Here is a 19008-nt window from a genome sequence, read left to right as displayed (position 1 = left end):
GCCGGCGGCTTCCGCCGGGCGATGGGCGGCCTGACCACCCGCGGCCGCTCCTTCGTGGCCGCGGGCGTGGCCGCCGCCGCGTGCTCCTACATGCTCGGCCAGCCCGACCTGCTGCGGGTGGGCCTGCTGCTGGCCGCGCTGCCGCTGGTGTGCGTGGCCGTGCTCTACCGGACCCGCTACCGGGTGGCCGGCTCGCGCCGGCTGGCCCCCTCGCGGGTGCCGGCGATGTCCGAGGCGCGGGTGCACCTGCGGGTGGACAACGTCTCGCGGCTGCCCACCGGCCTGCTGATGCTCCAGGACCGGGTGCCCTACGTGCTGGGCCCCCGGCCGCGGTTCGTGCTGGATCGGGTGGAGCCGGGTGGCCACCGCGAGGTCTCCTACCGGGTCCGCTCCGACCTGCGCGGCCGCTACCCGCTGGGCCCGTTGCAACTGCGGCTGACCGACCCCTTCGGGATGGTCGAACTCACCCGCTCCTTCAGCGCGTTCGACACCCTCACCGTGGTGCCGCGGGTGGAGCCGCTGCCGCCGGTGCGGCTGGCCGGCGAGGCGTCCGGCTACGGCGAGAGCCGCACCCGCGCGCTCGCCCTGGCCGGCGACGACGACGTGATCCCGCGCGGCTACCGGCACGGCGACGACCTGCGCCGGGTGCACTGGCGCTCCACCGCCAAGTACGGCGAGCTGATGGTGCGCCGCGAGGAGCAGCCCAACCGGGCGCGCTGCACGGTGCTGCTGGACACCCGTAGGGACGCCTACTTCGGGGCCGGTCCCGACTCGGCCTTCGAGTGGGCGGTCTCGGGCGCGGCCTCGGTGGCCGCGCACATGCTGGAGCGCGGCTACGCGGTGCGGCTGCTCACCGACACCGGCAGCAGCGTGCCGGGCCCGGACGGCGCCGCGGGCTTCTCCGGCGACTCCGGCGACATGGCCGGGGTGCTGCTGGACACCCTCGCGGTGGTGGACCACTCCGACGGCGAGTCGCTGTCGGCGGCGTACGACGTGCTGCGCTCGGGCAGCGAGGGCATGCTGGTGGGCTTCTTCGGCGACCTCTACCGGGAGCAGGCCGCCGAGATCGCCCGGATGCGGCAACGGGCGGGCGGCGCGGTCGCGTTCGTCCTGGACAGCGACTACTGGCTGGCCCGGGAGACGGGCACGCCCGTCGAGCCGGCCGGCGCCGAGCCGGCGGGCGAGAGCGCCGACACCACCGACGCGGCGATCCGGATGCTGCGCGAGGCGGGGTGGACCGTGGCGGAAGTACGGCCGGGCGACCGGCTGACGGAACTGTGGCAGCAGGCCGACCGTTACCGGGTCGGCGAGGAACCGCAGCGGTCGGGGCACGGAGCGGGGGCGGCGGAATGAGCGGTCGGGCGCGGTTGACGGTGTGTGCGGCGCTGGCCTCGGTGCTGGCCGCGTTCTCGCTGCTGCCGCTGACCAGCGACAGCGGCTGGTTCTTCCAGGCGGTGCTGCTGGTGTGCGTGCAGTCCGCGGTGGGCGCCGGCGCCCGGCGGGTGCCGCTGGCGCGGCCGCTGACGGTGCTGGTGCAGGCGGTGGTCTCGCTCGTCGTGGTGACGATGATCTTCGCCTCGCACCAGGCGCTGGGCGGGATACTGCCGGGCCCGCAGGCCGTGGAGCACATGAACCAGGTGGTCCAGGACGGCCTGACCGACGTCTCCAACTTCGCGATCCCCGCGCCCGTCACCCCGGGCATCAAGATCCTGCTCGTCGGGGGCGTGGTGCTGGTCGGCCTCGCGGTGGACGCGATCGCCGTGACGTACAACAGCGCGGCTCCGGCCGGGCTGCCGCTGCTCGCGCTGTACTCGATCGCGGCCGGTCTGGCCGACGGCGGCGGCGCCAGCTGGCTGTACTTCCTGGTGGCCGGGCTCGGCTACCTGGTGCTGCTGCTCGCCGAGGGCCGCGACCGGCTCTCGCGCTGGGGCCGGGTGTTCAGCAGCGGCCCGCCGAGCACCGGTTGGGCCGGTCCCGGCGGGCAGGGGTCCAGGCCCGCGCCGATCCGCGGGGCCCGCAGCATCGGCGTGCTGGCGCTGGGCATCGCGCTGGTGGCCCCGCTCGCGCTGCCCTCGCTCGGCAGCGGCCTGCTCGACACCAGCGGCCACGGCGGCGGCAACGGGATCGGCGGCCGCGGCGGTGGCGGCGCGGTCAACCTGGTGGCGGCTCTCCAGGACAACCTCAACCAGCCGGACAACCACGCGGTGCTCACCTACCGCACCAACGCCGCCGACACCTCGGGGATGTACCTGCGGATCGCGGCGCTGGACAAGTTCGACGGCAAGGAGTGGTCGCCGTCGAACCTGCCGACCGAGACGATCCCCCAGGTGCTGCCGCAGCCGCAGGGCATGGCCGCCGATGTCCGCTACAAGGCGGCCACCACGCAGGTGCAGGTGGACGACAGCTATGTGCAGGGCCTGCTGCCGGTGCCCTTCCCCGCGCTGTCGGTCTCCGCGCCGGGCGACTGGAAGTTCCAGCCCGAGGGCCGGATGATCGTCGGCGAGCACGGGCAGACCGCCTCCGGTGTGCGCTACACCGTGACCAGCATGGAAGTGCAGCCCACCGCTGCCCAGTTGGCGGACGCGGGCAAGGCCACCGGCCGGATCGCCAAGCAGTACACACAAGTCCCCGACTCGCTGCCGCCGGTGGTCAAGCAGACCGCCCTGCAGGTCACCCGGGGCGCCACCAGCGACTACCAGCGGGCGGTGGACCTGCAGCGGTACTTCACCTCCGGGCAGTTCGTGTACAACACGCAGGCCAAGGCCGGCACCGGGGTGGACGCCATCGCGCGCTTCCTGCAGACGAAGGAGGGCTTCTGCGTCCACTTCGCCTTCACCATGGCGGCCATGGCCCGCACCCTGGACATCCCGGCCCGGGTCGCGATCGGCTTCACCCCCGGCTCGCTCAACCCGGACGGCTCGATGACGGTGGGCCTCAAGGACGCCCACGCCTGGCCCGAGCTGTACTTCCCGGGCATCGGCTGGACCCGCTTCGAGCCGACCCCGTACCGCGGCACCGCCCCCGACTACACGCAGACGCCCAGCACCGGCAGCGGGGACAACCAGCAGGACCTCACCCCGCACACCGCGGCCCCGAACCCGACCGCCTCCCCCACCACCGCCCCGACCTGCGCCCCGGAGAACCGGGCGCCGGCCCAGGGCGACTGCGGGCAGGCCGCGGTCACCGCGGGCGGCGGCTCTGGTGGCAGCGGCCTCGGCGGGGCCGCGCAGGCCGGTCTGATCGTGCTGCTCGCCCTGCTGGTGCTGCTGGTCCCGGCCACCCCGGCGCTGTGGCGCAGGCGCCGGCGGCACCGGCGGCTCGGCGGCGGCCGGCGGCTGCCGGAGGGGCCGACGCTTGCGGCATGGCGTGAACTCCTGGACACCGGCTGGGACTTCGGGGTACTGCCGGAGGAGTCCGAGACACCCCGGCGGGCAACGGCTCGGCTGGTGCGCGAGGGCGGTCTCGACGGTCCCGCGGCCGAGGCGGCGGCCCGCGTGGCCACCGCGGTGGAGCAGACCCTGTACGCGCCCGACCCGGCGCCGCCGCAGGGCCTTTCGGCCGACGTGGAGAAGGTCCGGGCGGGGCTGCGGGCCTCGGCCGGCCGCCGCACCCGGCTGCGGGCCGCGCTGCTGCCGCGCTCCTCGGCCCGCCTGCTGTGGGCCCTGTCCGCCCGCCGCCGGGCCGTGACCGCCCGGCTCTCCGCGGGAGCGAGCCGCCTGGTGCCGCCGCCCCTGCGCCGCCGCCCGGCGGGCTCCGCGGGCTCGGCCTGACCCGGCGCCCCTGGAGCGGGGGCAGCACTGCCGCACCCGGTGGGGGCGGGCCCGACGGCCCGCCCCCACCGGCGATTACGAAGACTTTGCGATGCCGCGGTGATCTGCTGAAGCACCCCTGACCTGCCCTCCGTCCGCTTTGCCGGGTTTCCCGGCGGGCCCGTGGCGACTTGTTCACCGAATCGGCCTTCCCCCGCGTTCTACGCGCGTGGTGTCATGCACACGCCCACTCCCTGTAGGCGTCGACATGACCAGGAGTCACGCATGTTGTGGAAGGCCCTCGCCCGTACCGGTGTCGCCCTCACGGCCGGTGCCGCCATCCTCGCCACCGCCGTCCCCGCGAACGCCGCCAGCTACACCGCCTTCGCCTTCTCGCAGAGCGGCAGCCAGCCGACCATCGACGACTTCATCGACTCGGCCACCAGCTCGCTCGACATGACGATGTACGAGCTGGAGGACACCACGGCCGTCAACGACCTGATAGCCCTGAAGAAGAAGGGCGTCACCGTGCGGGTCATCCTCGACCAGGCGCACAAGTCCGCCAACAACTCCGCCTACACCGCGCTGACCGCCGCCGGCGTCGGGGTGGCCTGGTCGCCGGCCGCCTTCGTCTACACCCACCAGAAGACCATCACGGTGGACGGCACCCGGTCGCTGATCCTCACCGGCAACCTGACCTCGCAGTACTACACCACCAGCCGCGACTACGGGGTGTTCGACGACGACACCCGCGATGTCGCCTCGATCGAGAAGGTCTTCAACGCCGACTACACCGGCGCCTCGATCACCCCCACCGACGGCGACCACCTGCTGTGGTCCCCCACCGACTCCCGCAACCGCCTGCTCACCGTGATCAACGGCGCCACCAAGACCCTCGACGTCGAGGAGCTGGAGTTCAGCGACAGCACCGTGGTGAACGCGATCGTGGCCCGCGCGAAGGCGGGCGTGGCCGTCCGGGTGGTGCTGGAGACGCCCTCGGACTACGCGAGCGAGGTCTCGGCGGTCAAGGCCGCCGGCGGCACGGTCGTCGGCTACTCCGACCCCAACGGCTTCTACATCCACGCCAAGGCGATGGTCGCCGACTACGGCCTGTCCACCCAGCAGGTCGAGGCGGGCTCGATGAACCTCAGCAGCAACTCCCTGACGAAGAACCGCGAGTTGGGCCTGATCCTGACCGGCACCGGCGTCGCCCAGTCGGTGGCCACCACGGTGGAGACCACCTTCGCGTCCGACTACGCGGGCGGCACCCGCGCCTGAGCGGGCCCGGCCGCCGGCAGGCGGCCGGCGGACAGGCCGGAGGACCCGTTCGGCGGGCGGGCCGAGCGGGTCCTCCGGGGTCGTGCGGGCCGCCGGTTGCGGCCGGTCCGGCCGGGGTCACCCCCGGCCGGTTCAGGCGGTCAGTGCCCGGCGCACACGTCGTGCTGCGGGCCGACCGGCGGGGCCGGCGGCGTCGTTCCGGTCACCCCGTCGTCCTCGCGGACGGTGAGGGTGCCGAAGTCCTGGCTGCCCAGGACGGCGCCGGTGGTGTCGGAGACCGCCACCTTGTACGCGGTGGTGGGCGCGGCGCCGGGCGCCGTGTCGCCGACCACCGGGACGGGCACGGCCACACAGGTCGCACCGGGCCGGAAGACGACCTGCTGGGCGGCCGGCGCGACCGGCGTGCCCGCCGTGCCGAGCACCGTCAGGTAGGCGGTGACCGGGGTGGCGCTGCGCCGGGTCAGGTAGACCGCGACATGGTCGGTGGCAGCGCCGTCGCCCTCCTCGACCTCGGTGGAGGCCACGTCGACGGTGGTCCTGGGGTGCGCGTCCGGTGTGCCGAGCCCGGTGCTGTCGAAGGAGAGGTCGGACAGGTACACCCCGCCGGTGGCGGTGCCGTCGGCGCCCACGGCCGGGGTGAAGGACACCGTGGCGATCTTGGCGGTGTTCACTCCTGCCTTGCGCAGGGTGCTGACGGGGACGTGCACCTGCTGCAGCACGATCTTGCTCAGCAGCGTGGTGCCGGCCCCGCCGGGCATCCGGCTCACCCCCCACGGGTTGAGCGAGGAGACCGGCGCGCTCCAGTGCCGGCCGGAGGTGTCGGTGACGGTGATCCGCACGTCGGTGCCGGTGGTGACCGTCTCGTCGGGCGACATGTCGACGGTCATCTCGTCGTACCGCGACACGTTGCGTTGGGCTGCCGGGACGGCGACGGAGACGCCGCCGGAGGTGCCGGTCCAGGTCATGTGCGTCATCGGGTTGAGCGGCACGTTGGGCGCGTAGTTGGCGGGCGTCCAGTAGGGCACCTGCTGCTTGGCCAGGGTGCTGCCGGGGACGGTGCAGGAGGGCAGGGCCTGCACGGTGGTGCGGCCACCCATGCTCGCGCACGGCTCGGCGGTGACGTCGCCGCTCGCGGTCACCTGGTGGGAGGCCGCCTGGAAGGTGGCGACGTCCTCCCGGTCGGCGGCCGGCTGCTGGGCGACGGTGCGCACGTCGGCGTAGGAGGAGACCGACGGCGGCTCCTGGCCGGAGCCGTCGAACATACCCTGGAACTGGTCCTGGTGGCCGAGCGTGGTCTCGAAGAAGCCGGCGATGTAGGCGGAGCCGACCTGGTACTCCTGGGCGGCGGTGAGCCGGATGTTCTGGCCGGAGGCGAGCGCGGTGGGGCTGGTGCCGCAGACCGGGTCGTCGGCGCGGGACCAGTCGTCGGAGGCGCCGGGGTAGGGCGGGGTCCACGAGCTGTTGTAGAAGTCGTGGTCGGTGCCCATGACCCAGATGTCCGAGCGCGCCACCTGGTCGTCGAAGGTGCCGTCGCGGGAGTCGGCGTAGAAGTGCTGGCCCTGCTGGTCGGAGACGTCGCCGTCGCAGTAGGGCAGCAGGGTGGTGGTGATCACGTCGGGCAGGGTGGCCCGGGTGAAGTCGATGGGGGCCAGCGCGAAGACGGACTTGATGTCCCACGGGTGCGCCAGGCCCTCGTTGAGGGTGCCGGCGGTGACGACGCCCTCGCCGCCGCGGGAGTGGCCCATCAGGCCGATGTCGGAGAAGTCCATGCTGCCGACGAGCTGACGGGCGGTCACGGTGCCGGTGGGCAGGGTGGCGTGGCCGGCGTCAAGGGCCTGCTGCAGGTCGCGGTCCTGGCCGGTGGCGGCGTCGTGGTAGGAGACCGGGCGGCCGGCGTCGGCGGCCTTCAGCATGGTGAGGGTGTCGAGGACCAGCTGGCCGCGGGAGACGGCGCCGTCGTCGGGCGAGAGCTGGTTGTCGTTGGCGTTGATGGCGTTGGCCGAGATCGACACCACGGTGTAGCCGTCGGCGGCCAGCGCGTCGCCGGCCCCGTCGTAGCCGGCGTAGCTGAGGATGGGCGCGGTGCCGGCCGGGCAGGGCCAGCCGCTGGCGCCCTTGAGGGTGGTGGTGTTGTAGCAGGAGCTGTGCCGGCCGTGCAGGAAGACCACGAGCGGGTGCGGGCCGTGGCTCTCGGGCAGGTAGATGCGGCCTTCCAGCTCGCCGCGGATACCGCCGATGTCGGCCAGCGGTATCGCCTGGTCGCCGAAGTCGTAGTCGGCGACGGTGTACTTGCCGTGCCCGACCGTGGTGGGGTCGGCGGCGGTGGTGCCGGTGCCGCCGGGCTTGGTGCCGCCGTTGTGCAGCGTCTTCTGCTGGGCCTTGAGCTGGTCCTGCACGGAGGGCAGCGAGGTCGGGCCGGTCGCGGTGCTGGAGCCGCCGCTGGACCACTGCCAGCTGACGGAGCCGGCGTGGGCGACGGCCGGGTCGGTGGTGGCGGCGGTCAGGGTGCGGCCGTCGGCGGACTCGGCCGCCGGGCCCAGGTCCGTTCCGCCGGCGACGAGTTCGGGCACGTCGTCGCGGACCGGCAGGGCCTGGGCCAGGGTGAGGGAGACCAGGTAGCCGCCGGCGGCGCGGCTGACGGTCCAGTCGTGGCCCGAGGCGACGACGGCCGAGCCGGCGCCCGGCGTCGCGGCCGCAGCCGGCAGGGCGGTGGCGGCGGAGGTGCCGGCCAGGGCCAGGACGCCTGCGGCCACCGCGGTGGCCGTGCGTCTGGAGGTCCGGATACGGAAGGTGGTGCGGTTCACTGCGACTTCGCCTCGCTCGGCTCGGTGCTGTCGGGGTCGTCGTCGGGATAGGGGTAGAAGGCGGTGCCGAGCTTGGGCAGCCAGCCGACCGTGGCGATCGGCTGGGTGCCGTCCGTCGGGTGCTGCGGCGGCAGGCCGGCGTTGACCACCGGCTGCCACGCGACGGTCAGGAAGCTCATCGCAGGGCCTCCTCGGCGACCAGCGGGTCGTTGGAGAGCTCGGGCGGGGTGGCGGGCTCGGCCCGCAGCACCCGCGGCGCGACGGCGGGGCTGCTCGCGACCGGGTCCGCCGGGGCGGCGTTGTGGTACTGCGGGAAGTTCGCCTGGTAGTCCAGCGCGGCCTGCACGATCTGCGGCTCGCTGAACCGGGGGCCCCAGAACTGGGCGGAGATCGGCAGCCCGACGGTGCTGTCGTAGCCGACCGGGAAGGAGACCATCGGCCAGGTCAGCGCGTTGGGCAGCTGGTAGTAGGCGCGGTAGACGGGGAAGCCGTTGCCGGTGCGCAGGCCGATCTGGGCGCCGAGCGAGAAGACCAGCATGAAGTCCACGCCGGCCGCGTCCAGCGCCGCCTGGTAGTTGGCCTGCAGGGTGCGGCGCCGGTGCTCGCCCTCGGCGCGGACGGCGGCGGGCACCTGCCCGGCGAAGTTCGTCGCGGAGTCGAAGGAGGCGGTCGCGTCGTTGGGGCCCTTGCGGCCGTACTGGGCGAGCAGGGCGGCGGCCTGGTCGGCGGGGCGGGTGGCTGCGAAGTCCTTGACGGCGTCCCAGTAGCGGATCTCGTACCGGTTGGGGCTGAGCACCGCGGAGGACGGCGAGACCGGGGAGCCGTCGATCGTGGCGAGCACGTCGGTGCTGGAGAAGTAGGGGTCGTTGGCCGCGACGGTGACGTCCAGGCCTGGGAACTCCTTGACGGTCGCGCCCAGCGACTCCAGTTGCTGCTTGAGCCGGGTGAAGGCGGCCGCGTGGTCGGCGTCGTAGGTGTCCTGCGGGGAGGTGCCGGTCTGGATGCCGCGGCTGGTGCGCATCCAGTCGGTCTGCGGGATGCCGATGACGGTGCCGGCCAGCGGCCTGCGGCCGGAGCGGGCGGTCAGCGGCATCGCCGGGAAGGGGTCGGGGGCGGAGAGGCTGAGCGGGTCGTTGGCCGGGTCGGGGCCGAGGATCACCGACAGGATCAGCGAGGCGTCGCGGACCGAGCGGGCGATCGGGCCGAGAACGTCGTAGCCGGGCGACAGGGGCATCAGCCCGGCCACGGGGGTGGTGCCGAGCGACGGCTTGATGCCGCTGGCGCCGTTGGCCGCCGAGGGCATCATGATCGAGCCGCCGGTCTCCTCGCCGATGCAGGCGGCGGCGAGGCGGGCGATGGGAGCGACGCCGGAGCCCTGGCTGGAGCCGCCGGGGACGTACGCCTTGTTCCACGCGTTGCCGGCGAAGGTGCCGGTGATCGAGCCGGAGAAGGCGGAGGCGATGGTGTGGCCGAGGATGACCGCGCCGGCCTCGCGCAGCCGGTGCACGACGGTGGCGTCGCGCAGGGCCGCGTTGCCGTCGAAGGCGTGGCTGCCGTCCTTGGCCTCCAGGCCCTTGACGGCGACCGAGTCCTTGATGCCGAACGGGATGCCGAGCAGCGGCGGCAGCTCCTCGTGGGTGTGCCGGGCGCGGGCGAAGCGGGCGTCGGCGGCGGCCGCGGCGGCGAGCGCACCGTCGCGGTCCAGGCGGACGAAGGCGTTGTAGAGCCCGTTGTCGCCGTAGGTCTCGAAGGGGCCGTTGAAGCGGTCGATGCGGTCCAGGTACGCCTTGGTGATCTGGACGGAGGTGACCGTGCCGGCCCGCAGCAGGGCGGCCAGTTCGACGACCTCGTAGTCCACGAGCCGGGCGCGCTTCTTGATCCCGCTCGCCTTGGGCAGCGCGGCGAGCAGGCGGGCGGTTGCGCTCTGCTCCGGGGTGGAAGGGGCAGGGGCGGGGGTGGCGGAGGCGGGGGCGGCCACGGCGACCGAGACGGCGGCCGCGCCGCCGACCGCGGCGGCACCGCCGAGAACGGCGCGGCGGCTGGGGCCGCGGGTGGCAGCGGCATCACGTTCTGCTGGCATGCGCAGGTGTCCTGTCCTGTGCGGGAACCGGATAAGAGCCGAACGCGGGGGGATGGTGGTGCGCCGTCGTCGACGTGCACGCGAACAGACCATAAGTCCATTGATTGCACCACGGAAGACCGTGATCACCTTGGATTGGACGGCCAGAGGCCCACTCATACCTTTGTTTCGCCAGGATTCCGCGACCGTAACAAGCCGGTCGCCGACAATCGGTTCACACTCGGGCAATCCGGCGGTCACAGGAGGTGGCCATTCCGCTTCGTGGACACCGCGAAATTGTGTGAAACATAAACTAAACATGCACGGGTGCATGGCTGGAGTTGCCCCGCCGGGCAGGACACAGCACCGCACAGCACGACAAAAGGCGCACCCTCCGCAGTGGAGAGTGCGCCTCGTCGTACGTGAGGGTGGAGCTGCGGGCTACTGCATGCTTTGGCGGGGCTACTGCCCCTGCTGCTGGTCCCTTCGGCGCTGCCAGCGCTCCTCGATGCGGTCCATCACCTTGCCCCGCCGCGGCTGGTGCCGCCGCGCACCGAAGCGCCGCCCGACATGCCCGGGAACCACCGGCTGCCGCTGCTGCTGCTCGAGCGGCCTGCTGGCGCGCCGCCAACCGGAGACCGCGAGGACCGCGCAGATGAGCATCACCAGGAAGCCGGCCACCCCGACCCAGGTCTGCTTGGCGACGATCCCGCCCATGAGCAGCCCGATACCGCACAGGAAGCCGAGCACGGCGAGGTAGACCCGCCGCCGAGTGAACGTGCGCAGCCCGTTTCCCTCAAGCGCAGACGCGAACTTGGGATCTTCGGCGTACAGCGCTCGCTCCATCTGCTCGAGCATGCGCTGCTCATGCTCCGAGAGCGGCACGGAGACCTCCTACTCGTCGGTCGCGCGGGGCCGCGACCGGTCCGTCCCTTTCAGGATAGGCGGGAATCGCCTCCGTGAAACCCGCCCCACTGCGCCAATCCGATGGGGCTGTCCTTCCCCGCGAACCGTCACGTCATGCCAGCATACGGTCAGGACGGCCGCCGCGGGCGGCGTGTGACGCACTCCCCGCGCACCGCCGTCGGCGGGCCCCGTGACGGGCCCGGTGAAGGGTCGCGCGAGGGGTCCGACAGGGGGCTTCGCACGTGGCCTCACGGCGGCTTCCGCGGCCTGCCGGGCCGCGGCCCCCGCGTGCTCCCTCAGCCGACCCCGCGGCGCGTCCGCGGGCCGATCCGCGAGCGCACCGCCGGCCGCCGCCCGGCCGGGCTCAGCCGCGCTCGGCGAGGACGTGGAGCTGGGTGGCGACCGAATGGAATCCGGGGTCCTCGGCCGCGGCCAGCTCCAGCCGCAGCAGCTCCTCCGCGGCACCCGGCTCGGTGTCCACCAGCACCCCGGGCACGAGGTCGGCGAAGACCCGCACGCCGTGCACCGAGACGGCACGCAGCCCGGCCGCGGCCACCAGCCGGGTCAGCTCCTCGGAGGAGAAGCGGCGGGGCAGCGAGTCGCCCTCGCCGTATCGGCCGTCCGGGTCGGCCAAGGCGTGCCGGGCCTCGGCGAAGTGCCCGGCCAGCGCGCGGGCGAGCACCGCACCGCCGCGGCCCGCCGCGAGCAGACTGAGGGCGCCGGCCGGGCGCAGGGCGGCCACGACGTTGCGCACGGCCTGCTCGGCGTCCTCCACGTACTCCAGGACACCGTGGCAGAGCACCATGTCGTACCCGGCGGGCGCGACCACGCCGAGCAGGCCCTGGGTGTCGCCCTGGACCCCCGTGACCCGGTCGGTGACGCCGGCCTCGGCCGCCCGGCGCTCCAGGGCGAACAGCGCGTCCGGGCTGGGGTCGACCACGGTGACCCGGTGGCCGAGACGGGCGACGGGCACCGCGAAGTTGCCGGTGCCGCCACCGGTGTCGAGCACCTCCAGGACCGGGCGGTCCGTGCTCTTGGCCCGCCGGTCGAGGGCGTCCCTGAGGACCTCCCACACCACGGCGGTACGGAGGCTGGCGCGGGGGCGGATAGGCTCCGCCCCTCCTTCGGGGGACATGGCGGGCGGCTCTCCTCGGGGCGGCCGCGGCCGGCCGGATCGCTGCGGCTCGGCTGCGGCCGGGGGCGTGCGACGGGCTGGGCACGGACTGGGCACGGACTGGGTCGGGCTGGTCTGGCGGCTGGTCCGCCGACGGGGCTGCGGCTGGTCTGGGGTCGGTCCGGGTTCGGTCCGGGGGTCGGTCTGCGTCTGCTCTACGGGCTGGGCTTCGGGCCCATGGATGTGGCGGCTCCCACTCTAGAGGGTGGTGCCCGGGGCGGGCCTGAGCAGCAGCATGCGTTCCACCAGGCGCAGGAACATGCCGGAGTCGCGGAGCAGGTCGTCGGCCTCGCGGGCGGTGGCGGCGCCGGCTATGCCGGCCTCGGCGCGGGCCCTGCGCTCCGCGCCGGCAGCGAACAGGGCGCTCCATTCCGCGAGTTCCGGAGCGACCTCGGGCAGCACGGACCAGACGCTGCGGATCCGGCGGCGGCGCCGGGCCGTCTCCTCGGGCCGGCCGCGCACGGCGAGGACGGCGGCCGCGGCGCGCAGGGCGGCGAGGTGGGCGGTGGCGTAGCGCTCGTGCGCGGGCTCCAGGACGGCGGCCTCCTGGAGGCCGAGGTGTGCCTGGGTGAGCAGGTCGAGGGCGGCGGGCGAGGCGGCGGCGCGGCGCAGTACGGGATGGATGTCGCCGGCGGGGACTGTCATGACGTGCCTGCCTTTCTCCGTGTTTCCCGGTGTATCTCCTGCCCTCATCTTCGGTCCCACCACTGACAATCGGCCGTTCCGCGATCTTGCACATCTGTCCGGTTCCCGCCATCGGCCTGCCGAATCGGCCCTGACCTGGGGTGATACGGAGTGCTACGCGCGTATCCCGGCCTTTGCGCGCACTTGCCGGCGGCAGCGGCACCCAGGAAGGGCAGGCAGAATCGGGGCCATGACCAGCGCCCGACGCCAGGCCACGCGTGCCCGGCTCTTCGATTCCGCCGTCTCCCTCATCGCCGAGCAGGGCTTCTCCGCCACCACGGTCGACGAGATCGCCGAGCGCGCCGGCGTCGCGAAGGGGACGGTCTACTACAACTTCGCCAGCAAGAACGACCTGTTCGAGGAGTTGCTGCGGCACGGGGTGGGGCTGCTGACCGAGGCGCTGCAGGAGGCGGCGGCCGCCGCGCAGACCCGCGGCGGCACCCAGGTCGACGCGATGGACGCGATGATCGGCGCGGGGCTGGGCTTCATCCAGCGCTACCCGTCCTTCACCCAGCTCTACGTCGCCGAGCTGTGGCGGACCAACCGCACCTGGCAGGACACGCTGATGACGGCCCGTCAGGAGGCGGTGGCCGTGGTCGAGAAGGTGCTCGGCGAGGCCGTGGCGGCGGGCGAGGTCAGCGACGAGATCGACGTCCCGCTCACCGCGTCCGCCCTGTTCGGCATGGTCCTGGTGGCCGCCCTCGACTGGCAGGCGTTCCAGCCGGAGCGCGACGTGGCCGAGGTCCACGAGGCGCTGTCCCGGCTCCTCCAGGGCCGGGTGGGCGGCGCCGCGGCCGCCCGCTGAACACGTCCGGCGGCGCGCCGAGGAGGGGGCCCGGATCGCCGGAACACGGGCCGCCCGGCCCGGACTTGACGCGCGGGCCTCGCAGCCGGCCGAGCGCCGTACGGGCAGCAGCCGCCGAGCGGAGGCGCCGGTCCGCCGCCGCCCGCGATCCCCCGCGCGGGTGGTGGCGGGCCGGCGCCTCCCGGTGCCGCCCCCGTGTGCGCGGACGACGCACGCCGGGTCCGCCGCCCCGTGCCGGCGGTTCCGGACGCCCGCCCTCCGCGACCTCCACTCTTCCGTCCGGGCCACCCCGCGCCATCCGTACGGCTACTCAACACCGCACCTAGGTAGGGGTGCTCACCCCGGACCCAGCACCCTCGTGCCCAGGCCGCGAGCGGCCACCCCACGCCCACAAAATGACGCAGGCTCGCGCCACTCTGCGCCTGCCAATGGCGTCGCTCGGTTAGCCGAATGGCAAAGTGGTCGGCAACCGGCGCTCCGGCGTATCGACGATGCCGTCGAGCCGTACAGATCGAAAAGCTGGCGAATCTAGACGCCAATATTGTCCTCTCATCTTGTCCTCAGCACATGGTTCTCTCATCCAGTCATCACATTCACGGAACTCACATGGACCCGCTGGTGCGTTCACACGGGAGCGAGGTGATCCGTTTGGATCCACCCCACCCGTACGGCAAGGTTCACCGGTATGAAGAGCGCAACAACAGCAGCGGCAGATGTGCAGCCTCCCAAGATCACCGGCCGGGATACGCGTGCGGCGATGCTCAAGCGCGCTATACGCAAGGAGGTCCCTGTACGCAAGGAGTTCGTCCAGACCGCGCGGGGTAGCGCGAGCCGCCACGGCCCGCTCAAGGAGTTCGTCACCAACGGTGACCTGCGGGCCCTGCGGGCCTTCCTCATAGTTGTTGCCTGCTGCAGCGCGTCAAATGAGGACGGCTGGACCACCACCCACGACAGCGCGGTGTGGGCCCGGCTGCTCGACACGGACGTGGCCGCCACCGACCAGGCTGCTCGCACGGGCGCCTGGCGAACCTTGCGGCGCCTTGAGGACCGCGGTCTGATCCGATGTGGTCGCAAGCGCGGCAGCACCAGAATCTCCGTCACCCTGCTGCGCGAGGACGGTTCCGGCAACGACTACACCCGCCCTGATGGCAGCACCGAGGCCGATCGGTTCATCAATATCCCCATCGCCTTCTGGCTCAGGGGATACGACGAGCAACTCGACGTTCCCGGCCTGGCTTTGTTCCTCGCAGTCGCCCGCGAAAAGCCCTGGTCTCCCTTCCCCGCCGAGAAAGCCCCGGAGTGGTACGGATGGTCGCCGGACACCCACCTGCGCGGCCTCACCAAGCTGCTCGGCCTCGGCTTGGTCGAACGCCGCGCGACATACCGCAAGACCCCACTGTCCCCCAGCGGGTTCACCATGGTCTACCAGTACCGCCTTGTGGCAACAATGCGCCCGCGCCGTAAGAAGACCCTCCCACCCACGATGTCCGCACGTACCGAGAGCAGGATGTGATGCTGCCCCTGCCCATGCGCCCGCTCGGCGCGCTGCAGCGCGTGCTCCTGGTCACCCTGCTGACACCGATTGCCCTCATTGTCGCCGCGGCGTCAATCCCCGCCTTCGTCCTGCTGCCGTTCTTCCCCGGGGGCACCAACCGAGTGATCCTCCTCCTCACCACCCTCACCACCTACGCCACCGCGCTGCTCACCAACAGCCGCCCTGACCCGTGACAGGTCACCGCCGGCTGTGAGCGGACATACTGGCCGCTCCCGGGTTGCTCGCGGCCGGAGACGGTGCCTTCCCCCTGGGCCGAGCCGCAGTCGGGACGTCTCGGTCCTCGGCGAGGGCCCTGCCCCGGGGCGGGCGCCTACCGGGCCGGTCGACCGTGTGCGACGGAGGCGGGTACTCGAGGGCAACGGACCTTCTAGGGTGGCGTGATGAAGCTTCTCCTCACCGACTCCGGGGTCAGGAACGCGAGCATCCGGACGGCACTGGTCGATCTCCTGGGCAAGCCGATCGCCGAGGCCGATGCCCTCTGCATCCCCACTGCCGGATACGGGGGCCCGTACGGGGAGCCGGGTGGGCCATGGCGTTTCGTCAGCGGACGGTCTCCCAGTCCCATGACCGGGTTGGGATGGAAGTCGGTGGGCGTGCTGGAACTCACCGCCCTGCCCGGCATCGACAGGGAGCGCTGGGTCTCCTGGGTCCGGGAGGCGGACGTCCTCCTCGTCAACGGCGGCGACGCGCTGTACCTGTACCACTGGATGCGGGAGTCCGGACTGGCCGATCTCTTCCAGTCCCTGACCGACACGGTCTATGTCGGGCTCAGTGCCGGGAGCATGGTCCTGGCTCCCCGCGTCGGGGAGAGGTTCGTCGACTGGGAACCGCCCACGGGTGGCGACAGCGCGCTCGGCGTCGTCGACTTCTGCGTCTTCCCGCACCTCGACAGCCCGGACTCCCCGGAGAACACCATGGCCGAGGCGGAGCGGTGGGCCGCCGGGATCGACGGTCCGGCGTACGCCATCGACGCCCAGACCGCGATCAAGGTGGTCGACGGCCGGGTCGAGGTCGTCTCCGAGGGGCGCTGGAAGCGGTTCGACCCGGCATCGTGAACGCCGGTTCGCCTGCCCGTGGGAGGCGGTCGCCGCAGGCAGGGGCGAGGTGGGGCCCGGTCTCACCGCGGCGGCGTGAGCGGCTGCGCAGCGGCGGGAGGAGGGCACGTCGCTCGGTCGATCCGGGGCTGTGACGCGGCTGTTGCGGGGCTGTGGCCGCGCCCCCACCTCCCGTCGCCCGCACGGGGCTACCGTCGCACGGGTGTCCGTACTCCCGCTCGTGTTCACCAGTGGCTGGGCCAGTGGCGTCAACGCCTACGCGGTGGTGCTGCTGCTCGGCCTGATGGGCGCCACCGGTGCCACCGACCAGGTGCCCGACTCGTTGCAGCGCACCGATGTGCTGGCGGTGGCGGCCGTGCTGTTCCTCTGCGAGGCCGTCGCCGACAAGATCCCTTACGTGGACACGGCCTGGGACGCCGTGCACACGGTGATCCGCCCAGTGGCCGGCGCAGTGGTGGCCGCGCTGCTCGCCGGGCACAACGGTTCGCTCCCGCACCTTGCCGCGGGCGCGATCGGCGGGGCGACGGCGCTGGCGAGCCACCTGGTGAAGGCGGGCACACGGATGGCGGTGAACGCGACACCGGAGCCGTTCAGCAACATCGTGCTCAGCCTCGCCGAGGACACAGGGGTGGCCGCGATCGTGGTCTTCGGCCTCTTCCACCCGGTGGCCGCGGCGTGCTCGGCCGCCGCTCTCCTCGTCATCGGCCTCACGGTCGTCTCCCTGCTGCTGTCCCGCATCCGCCGCTACCTCCGCCACCGCCGAAGGCTCCGCCCGGCGGCCACGTAGGCACACGGGCAGCTCGCCCCGCCGGCGAGGGGCGGGCTGTCGCGGCGGGGCGGGCGGTTCCCGGCGGCGCCCCCTGCCGGTGCCGGTGGGCGGGTGGGTAGGGTTCGCAGGATGGGAAAGGTTGCGGTGATCGGCGCGGGGATGGCCGCGATGGCGGCGGCCGCGCGGCTTGCCACCGGGGGGCACGACGTGGTCGTGCACGAGCGGGCACGCACGTACGGGGGCGCCCTGGGACGCTTCGAGCGGGACGGGTTCGCGTTCGACAACGGCCCCGGCCTGCTGGTGCTGCCCGCCGTCTACCGCGACCTGTTCGTGAAGACCGGGCGCGAGCCGCTGGAGAGCCGCGTCGAGCTCGTCCAGACCGACCCCGCCGCCCGCCACCTGTTCGCCGACGGCACCGTCCTCACCCTGCCCAACGCCTCGCGCGCCGGCGCGGTCGCCGCCCTGGACGCCGCCTTCGGCCTCGGCAGCGGCGAGCGCTGGAGCGACCTGCTGGTCAGGGCCCGCGAGGTGTGGGAGGTCACCCGCCGCCCGCTGCTGGAAGCCGTGCTCACCGGGCCGGACCGGCTCGCCGGCGACCCGTACCCGGCGCTGCGCAGGCGCGGCCTGTTCCGCCGGGCCCCGCTGCTCGCCGATGTCGCCGCGGGCGAACTCGGCGGGGACCCGCGGCCGGCCGCCCTGCTGGAGAGCCACGCCCTCGCGTACGGCCTCGACCCGCGCCGGGCGCCCGCCGCCGCGACCGTCCTGCCGTACCTGGAGGAGGCCTTCGGCGTCTGGTACGTCCGCGGCGGCCTGCGCGCCCTCGCCGACGCGCTGTACGCGCGCTGCCTGGAGCGGCGGGTGGAGTTCCGCTTCGAGTCCGAAGTGGCGGGGCCGGTCGTGGTGGACGGCCGCGTCGCCGGGATCGCCTTCGCGGGCGGCGGCACCGAGGCCGCCGACACGGTGGTCGTGGGGGCGCCGCTGCCGTCGCTGTACGGCGGGGGCGGCCTGGTGAAGGACGCCGCGGGGCCGGTCGACGAGCCGGGCCGCTGCACCGTGCATGTGGCGCTGCGCGGCTCGCGGCCGGTGGGCGCCGCCCACCGTACGGTGGTCCACGCGGCCGACCGCACCAAGGCGCTGGACTGGGTGTTCTCCGCGAAGAGCCGCGACCCGCTGCCGGTCCCGGGCGCGCTGACGGTCACGGTGCTGCGGCCCGACGACCCCGCGGTGCGGCCCGACGCCGGGCACGAGGCGGTGACCGTGACCGCCACGGTGCCGCGGCACGACACCGCCCGTGGCGGCTCCGGCCTGGACTGGACGGCGGGCGACCTCGCGGAGTCGTGCGCCGAGCGGATGCTGGCGGTCGCGGAGGCGGCCGTACCGGGGCTGCGCGAACGGGAGTTGTGGCACGAGGTGCGCACCCCCGCCGACACCGAGCGCGACACCGCCGTGCCGGGCGGCTCGGTCCCGCCGCCCTCCCTTGCGGGCCTCTCGGGCGCCCTCTTCCGCCCCGCCAACCGCTCGCCGATCCCCGGCCTCTACCTCGTCGGCGGCTGGTCCCACCCCGGCGGCGGCCTCCCCCACGCGGGCATGTCGGCGGCGATCACAGCCGATCTGATCTCGGGCGGCCCCGGCGGCAGCCGCTAGGCTGCCGCCGGCTCACGGTCCGGTACCACCTCGGCCTGCGCGCGAACGGCCCTCTTTTACGGGGGTACGACCTCGCCCTGCGCGCGAACGGCAAGTCCCTTGAGGGGCGCTGGGGTACATCCCAGGCGGAGCCCTGGGGGAGCAGCGGCGCACGCCATGGGAACGCTCTCGCGCCTCGCCACCGGCCCGAAGGGGCAGCCCGGTCCGCCCCGGAGCACCGGCCGGTACGTGGCTGGTGGGGGTCCCCCCTCTGGGGGAGCAGTTCCCCGCGCCCCTGGGTAGTACGGCCGCACCCTGCCCAGGAAGGGCTCGCCCCATAGGGGGCGCTGGGGGTATCTCCCCGCGCCCCCCAAGAAACCCTTCGTGCGCAGGGTGAGGGGTACGACACCGGGAACCCAAGATCCTTAATCACCGCGTCGCGGCAATTCAACCCTTCGAGGGGAAAAGCGGGGTGCGGGCTCACGGGACGGGGTGGCGCGCGCCTAGCGTGAGCGCCGATCGACCGACATCCGAGCGGGAGGACGCG

Annotated in this window: 15 protein-coding genes; 9 read left to right on the top strand and 6 right to left on the bottom strand. The window is 73.5% G+C overall.

Features of this window, described 5'->3' with window-relative positions:
* Positions 1-21 precede the first annotated feature (21 nt).
* The 3 genes from BLR33_RS13050 (at position 22) to BLR33_RS13040 (ending at position 5027) form a co-directional block, all read left to right on the top strand.
* Complete coding sequence (locus BLR33_RS13050) at positions 22-1353, top strand: DUF58 domain-containing protein (protein WP_093784793.1); 1332 nt, start codon at positions 22-24, stop codon at positions 1351-1353.
* On the top strand, positions 1350-3770 hold the full coding sequence (locus tag BLR33_RS13045) for a transglutaminase family protein (protein WP_093784558.1): 2421 nt from the start codon (positions 1350-1352) through the stop codon (positions 3768-3770). Before BLR33_RS13050 ends, BLR33_RS13045 begins: the two co-directional genes overlap by 4 nt.
* Before the next feature lie 264 nt (positions 3771-4034).
* Complete coding sequence (locus tag BLR33_RS13040) at positions 4035-5027, top strand: phospholipase D-like domain-containing protein (protein WP_093784557.1); 993 nt, start codon at positions 4035-4037, stop codon at positions 5025-5027.
* Positions 5028-5167: 140 nt separating this feature from the next.
* Here BLR33_RS13040 and BLR33_RS13035 read toward each other — a convergent pair whose 3' ends face one another.
* From BLR33_RS13035 to BLR33_RS13010, 6 genes are all read right to left on the bottom strand, one after another.
* On the bottom strand, positions 5168-7831 hold the full coding sequence (locus BLR33_RS13035) for an alpha/beta hydrolase (protein ID WP_093784556.1): 2664 nt from the start codon (positions 7829-7831) through the stop codon (positions 5168-5170).
* Entirely contained in the window at positions 7828-8010 is a 183-nt protein-coding gene (locus BLR33_RS13030; RefSeq protein WP_093784555.1) for a hypothetical protein, read from the bottom strand. The genes BLR33_RS13035 and BLR33_RS13030 overlap by 4 nt, the downstream gene beginning before the upstream one ends.
* Positions 8007-9911, bottom strand: a complete 1905-nt coding sequence (locus BLR33_RS13025; RefSeq protein WP_107408877.1) for an amidase — start codon at positions 9909-9911, stop codon at positions 8007-8009. The genes BLR33_RS13030 and BLR33_RS13025 overlap by 4 nt, the downstream gene beginning before the upstream one ends.
* A gap of 441 nt (positions 9912-10352) precedes the next feature.
* Complete coding sequence (locus tag BLR33_RS13020) at positions 10353-10775, bottom strand: DUF3040 domain-containing protein (RefSeq protein WP_093784553.1); 423 nt, start codon at positions 10773-10775, stop codon at positions 10353-10355.
* A gap of 385 nt (positions 10776-11160) precedes the next feature.
* Complete coding sequence (locus BLR33_RS13015; protein WP_093784552.1) at positions 11161-11931, bottom strand: methyltransferase; 771 nt, start codon at positions 11929-11931, stop codon at positions 11161-11163.
* A 237-nt stretch (positions 11932-12168) separates the two neighbouring features.
* Positions 12169-12615: an SAV_6107 family HEPN domain-containing protein gene (locus tag BLR33_RS13010; RefSeq protein WP_093784551.1), complete on the bottom strand. Its 447-nt coding sequence runs from the start codon at positions 12613-12615 to the stop codon at positions 12169-12171.
* A gap of 229 nt (positions 12616-12844) precedes the next feature.
* Here BLR33_RS13010 and BLR33_RS13005 point away from each other — a divergent pair, with 229 nt between their 5' ends.
* The 6 genes from BLR33_RS13005 to BLR33_RS12980 all read left to right on the top strand — a co-directional run bounded on the left by BLR33_RS13005 (position 12845) and on the right by BLR33_RS12980 (position 18482).
* On the top strand, positions 12845-13459 hold the full coding sequence (locus tag BLR33_RS13005) for a TetR/AcrR family transcriptional regulator (RefSeq protein ID WP_093784550.1): 615 nt from the start codon (positions 12845-12847) through the stop codon (positions 13457-13459).
* Between the two features lie 685 nt (positions 13460-14144).
* The gene (locus BLR33_RS13000; RefSeq protein WP_143031684.1) at positions 14145-14972 is read left to right on the top strand and encodes a hypothetical protein; all 828 of its coding nucleotides are present in this window, start codon (positions 14145-14147) and stop codon (positions 14970-14972) included.
* On the top strand, positions 14972-15187 hold the full coding sequence (locus tag BLR33_RS12995; RefSeq protein ID WP_093784548.1) for a hypothetical protein: 216 nt from the start codon (positions 14972-14974) through the stop codon (positions 15185-15187). Before BLR33_RS13000 ends, BLR33_RS12995 begins: the two co-directional genes overlap by 1 nt.
* 207 nt (positions 15188-15394) lie before the next feature.
* Positions 15395-16069: a Type 1 glutamine amidotransferase-like domain-containing protein gene (locus BLR33_RS12990; protein ID WP_093784547.1), complete on the top strand. Its 675-nt coding sequence runs from the start codon at positions 15395-15397 to the stop codon at positions 16067-16069.
* 202 nt (positions 16070-16271) lie between these two features.
* Positions 16272-16856, top strand: a complete 585-nt coding sequence (locus BLR33_RS12985; RefSeq protein WP_093784546.1) for a DUF4126 domain-containing protein — start codon at positions 16272-16274, stop codon at positions 16854-16856.
* A 111-nt stretch (positions 16857-16967) separates the two neighbouring features.
* Positions 16968-18482, top strand: coding sequence for a phytoene desaturase family protein (locus BLR33_RS12980; RefSeq protein WP_093784545.1), 1515 nt, complete (start codon positions 16968-16970; stop codon positions 18480-18482).
* The last annotated feature ends 526 nt before the right edge of the window (positions 18483-19008 follow it).

This window comes from Actinacidiphila guanduensis (assembly GCF_900103985.1).
GTDB lineage: Bacteria > Actinomycetota > Actinomycetes > Streptomycetales > Streptomycetaceae > Actinacidiphila > Actinacidiphila guanduensis.
This window is presented reverse-complemented; position numbering and strand designations above follow the sequence as displayed.

Excerpts from the sequence above, each read along its gene's own strand:
- BLR33_RS13030 (WP_093784555.1), bottom strand. The coding sequence starts at position 8,010 with ATGAGCTTCCTGACCGTCGCGTGGCAGCCGGTGGTCAACGCCGGCCTG.
- BLR33_RS13000 (WP_143031684.1), top strand. The coding sequence starts at position 14,145 with ATGAAGAGCGCAACAACAGCAGCGGCAGATGTGCAGCCTCCCAAGATC.
- BLR33_RS13050 (WP_093784793.1), top strand. The coding sequence starts at position 22 with ATGGGCGGCCTGACCACCCGCGGCCGCTCCTTCGTGGCCGCGGGCGTG.
- BLR33_RS13010 (WP_093784551.1), bottom strand. The coding sequence starts at position 12,615 with ATGACAGTCCCCGCCGGCGACATCCATCCCGTACTGCGCCGCGCCGCC.
- BLR33_RS13025 (WP_107408877.1), bottom strand. The coding sequence starts at position 9,911 with ATGCCAGCAGAACGTGATGCCGCTGCCACCCGCGGCCCCAGCCGCCGC.
- BLR33_RS12990 (WP_093784547.1), top strand. The coding sequence starts at position 15,395 with ATGAAGCTTCTCCTCACCGACTCCGGGGTCAGGAACGCGAGCATCCGG.
- BLR33_RS13005 (WP_093784550.1), top strand. The coding sequence starts at position 12,845 with ATGACCAGCGCCCGACGCCAGGCCACGCGTGCCCGGCTCTTCGATTCC.
- BLR33_RS12995 (WP_093784548.1), top strand. The coding sequence starts at position 14,972 with ATGCTGCCCCTGCCCATGCGCCCGCTCGGCGCGCTGCAGCGCGTGCTC.
- BLR33_RS13045 (WP_093784558.1), top strand. The coding sequence starts at position 1,350 with ATGAGCGGTCGGGCGCGGTTGACGGTGTGTGCGGCGCTGGCCTCGGTG.
- BLR33_RS13015 (WP_093784552.1), bottom strand. The coding sequence starts at position 11,931 with ATGTCCCCCGAAGGAGGGGCGGAGCCTATCCGCCCCCGCGCCAGCCTC.
- BLR33_RS12980 (WP_093784545.1), top strand. The coding sequence starts at position 16,968 with ATGGGAAAGGTTGCGGTGATCGGCGCGGGGATGGCCGCGATGGCGGCG.
- BLR33_RS13040 (WP_093784557.1), top strand. The coding sequence starts at position 4,035 with ATGTTGTGGAAGGCCCTCGCCCGTACCGGTGTCGCCCTCACGGCCGGT.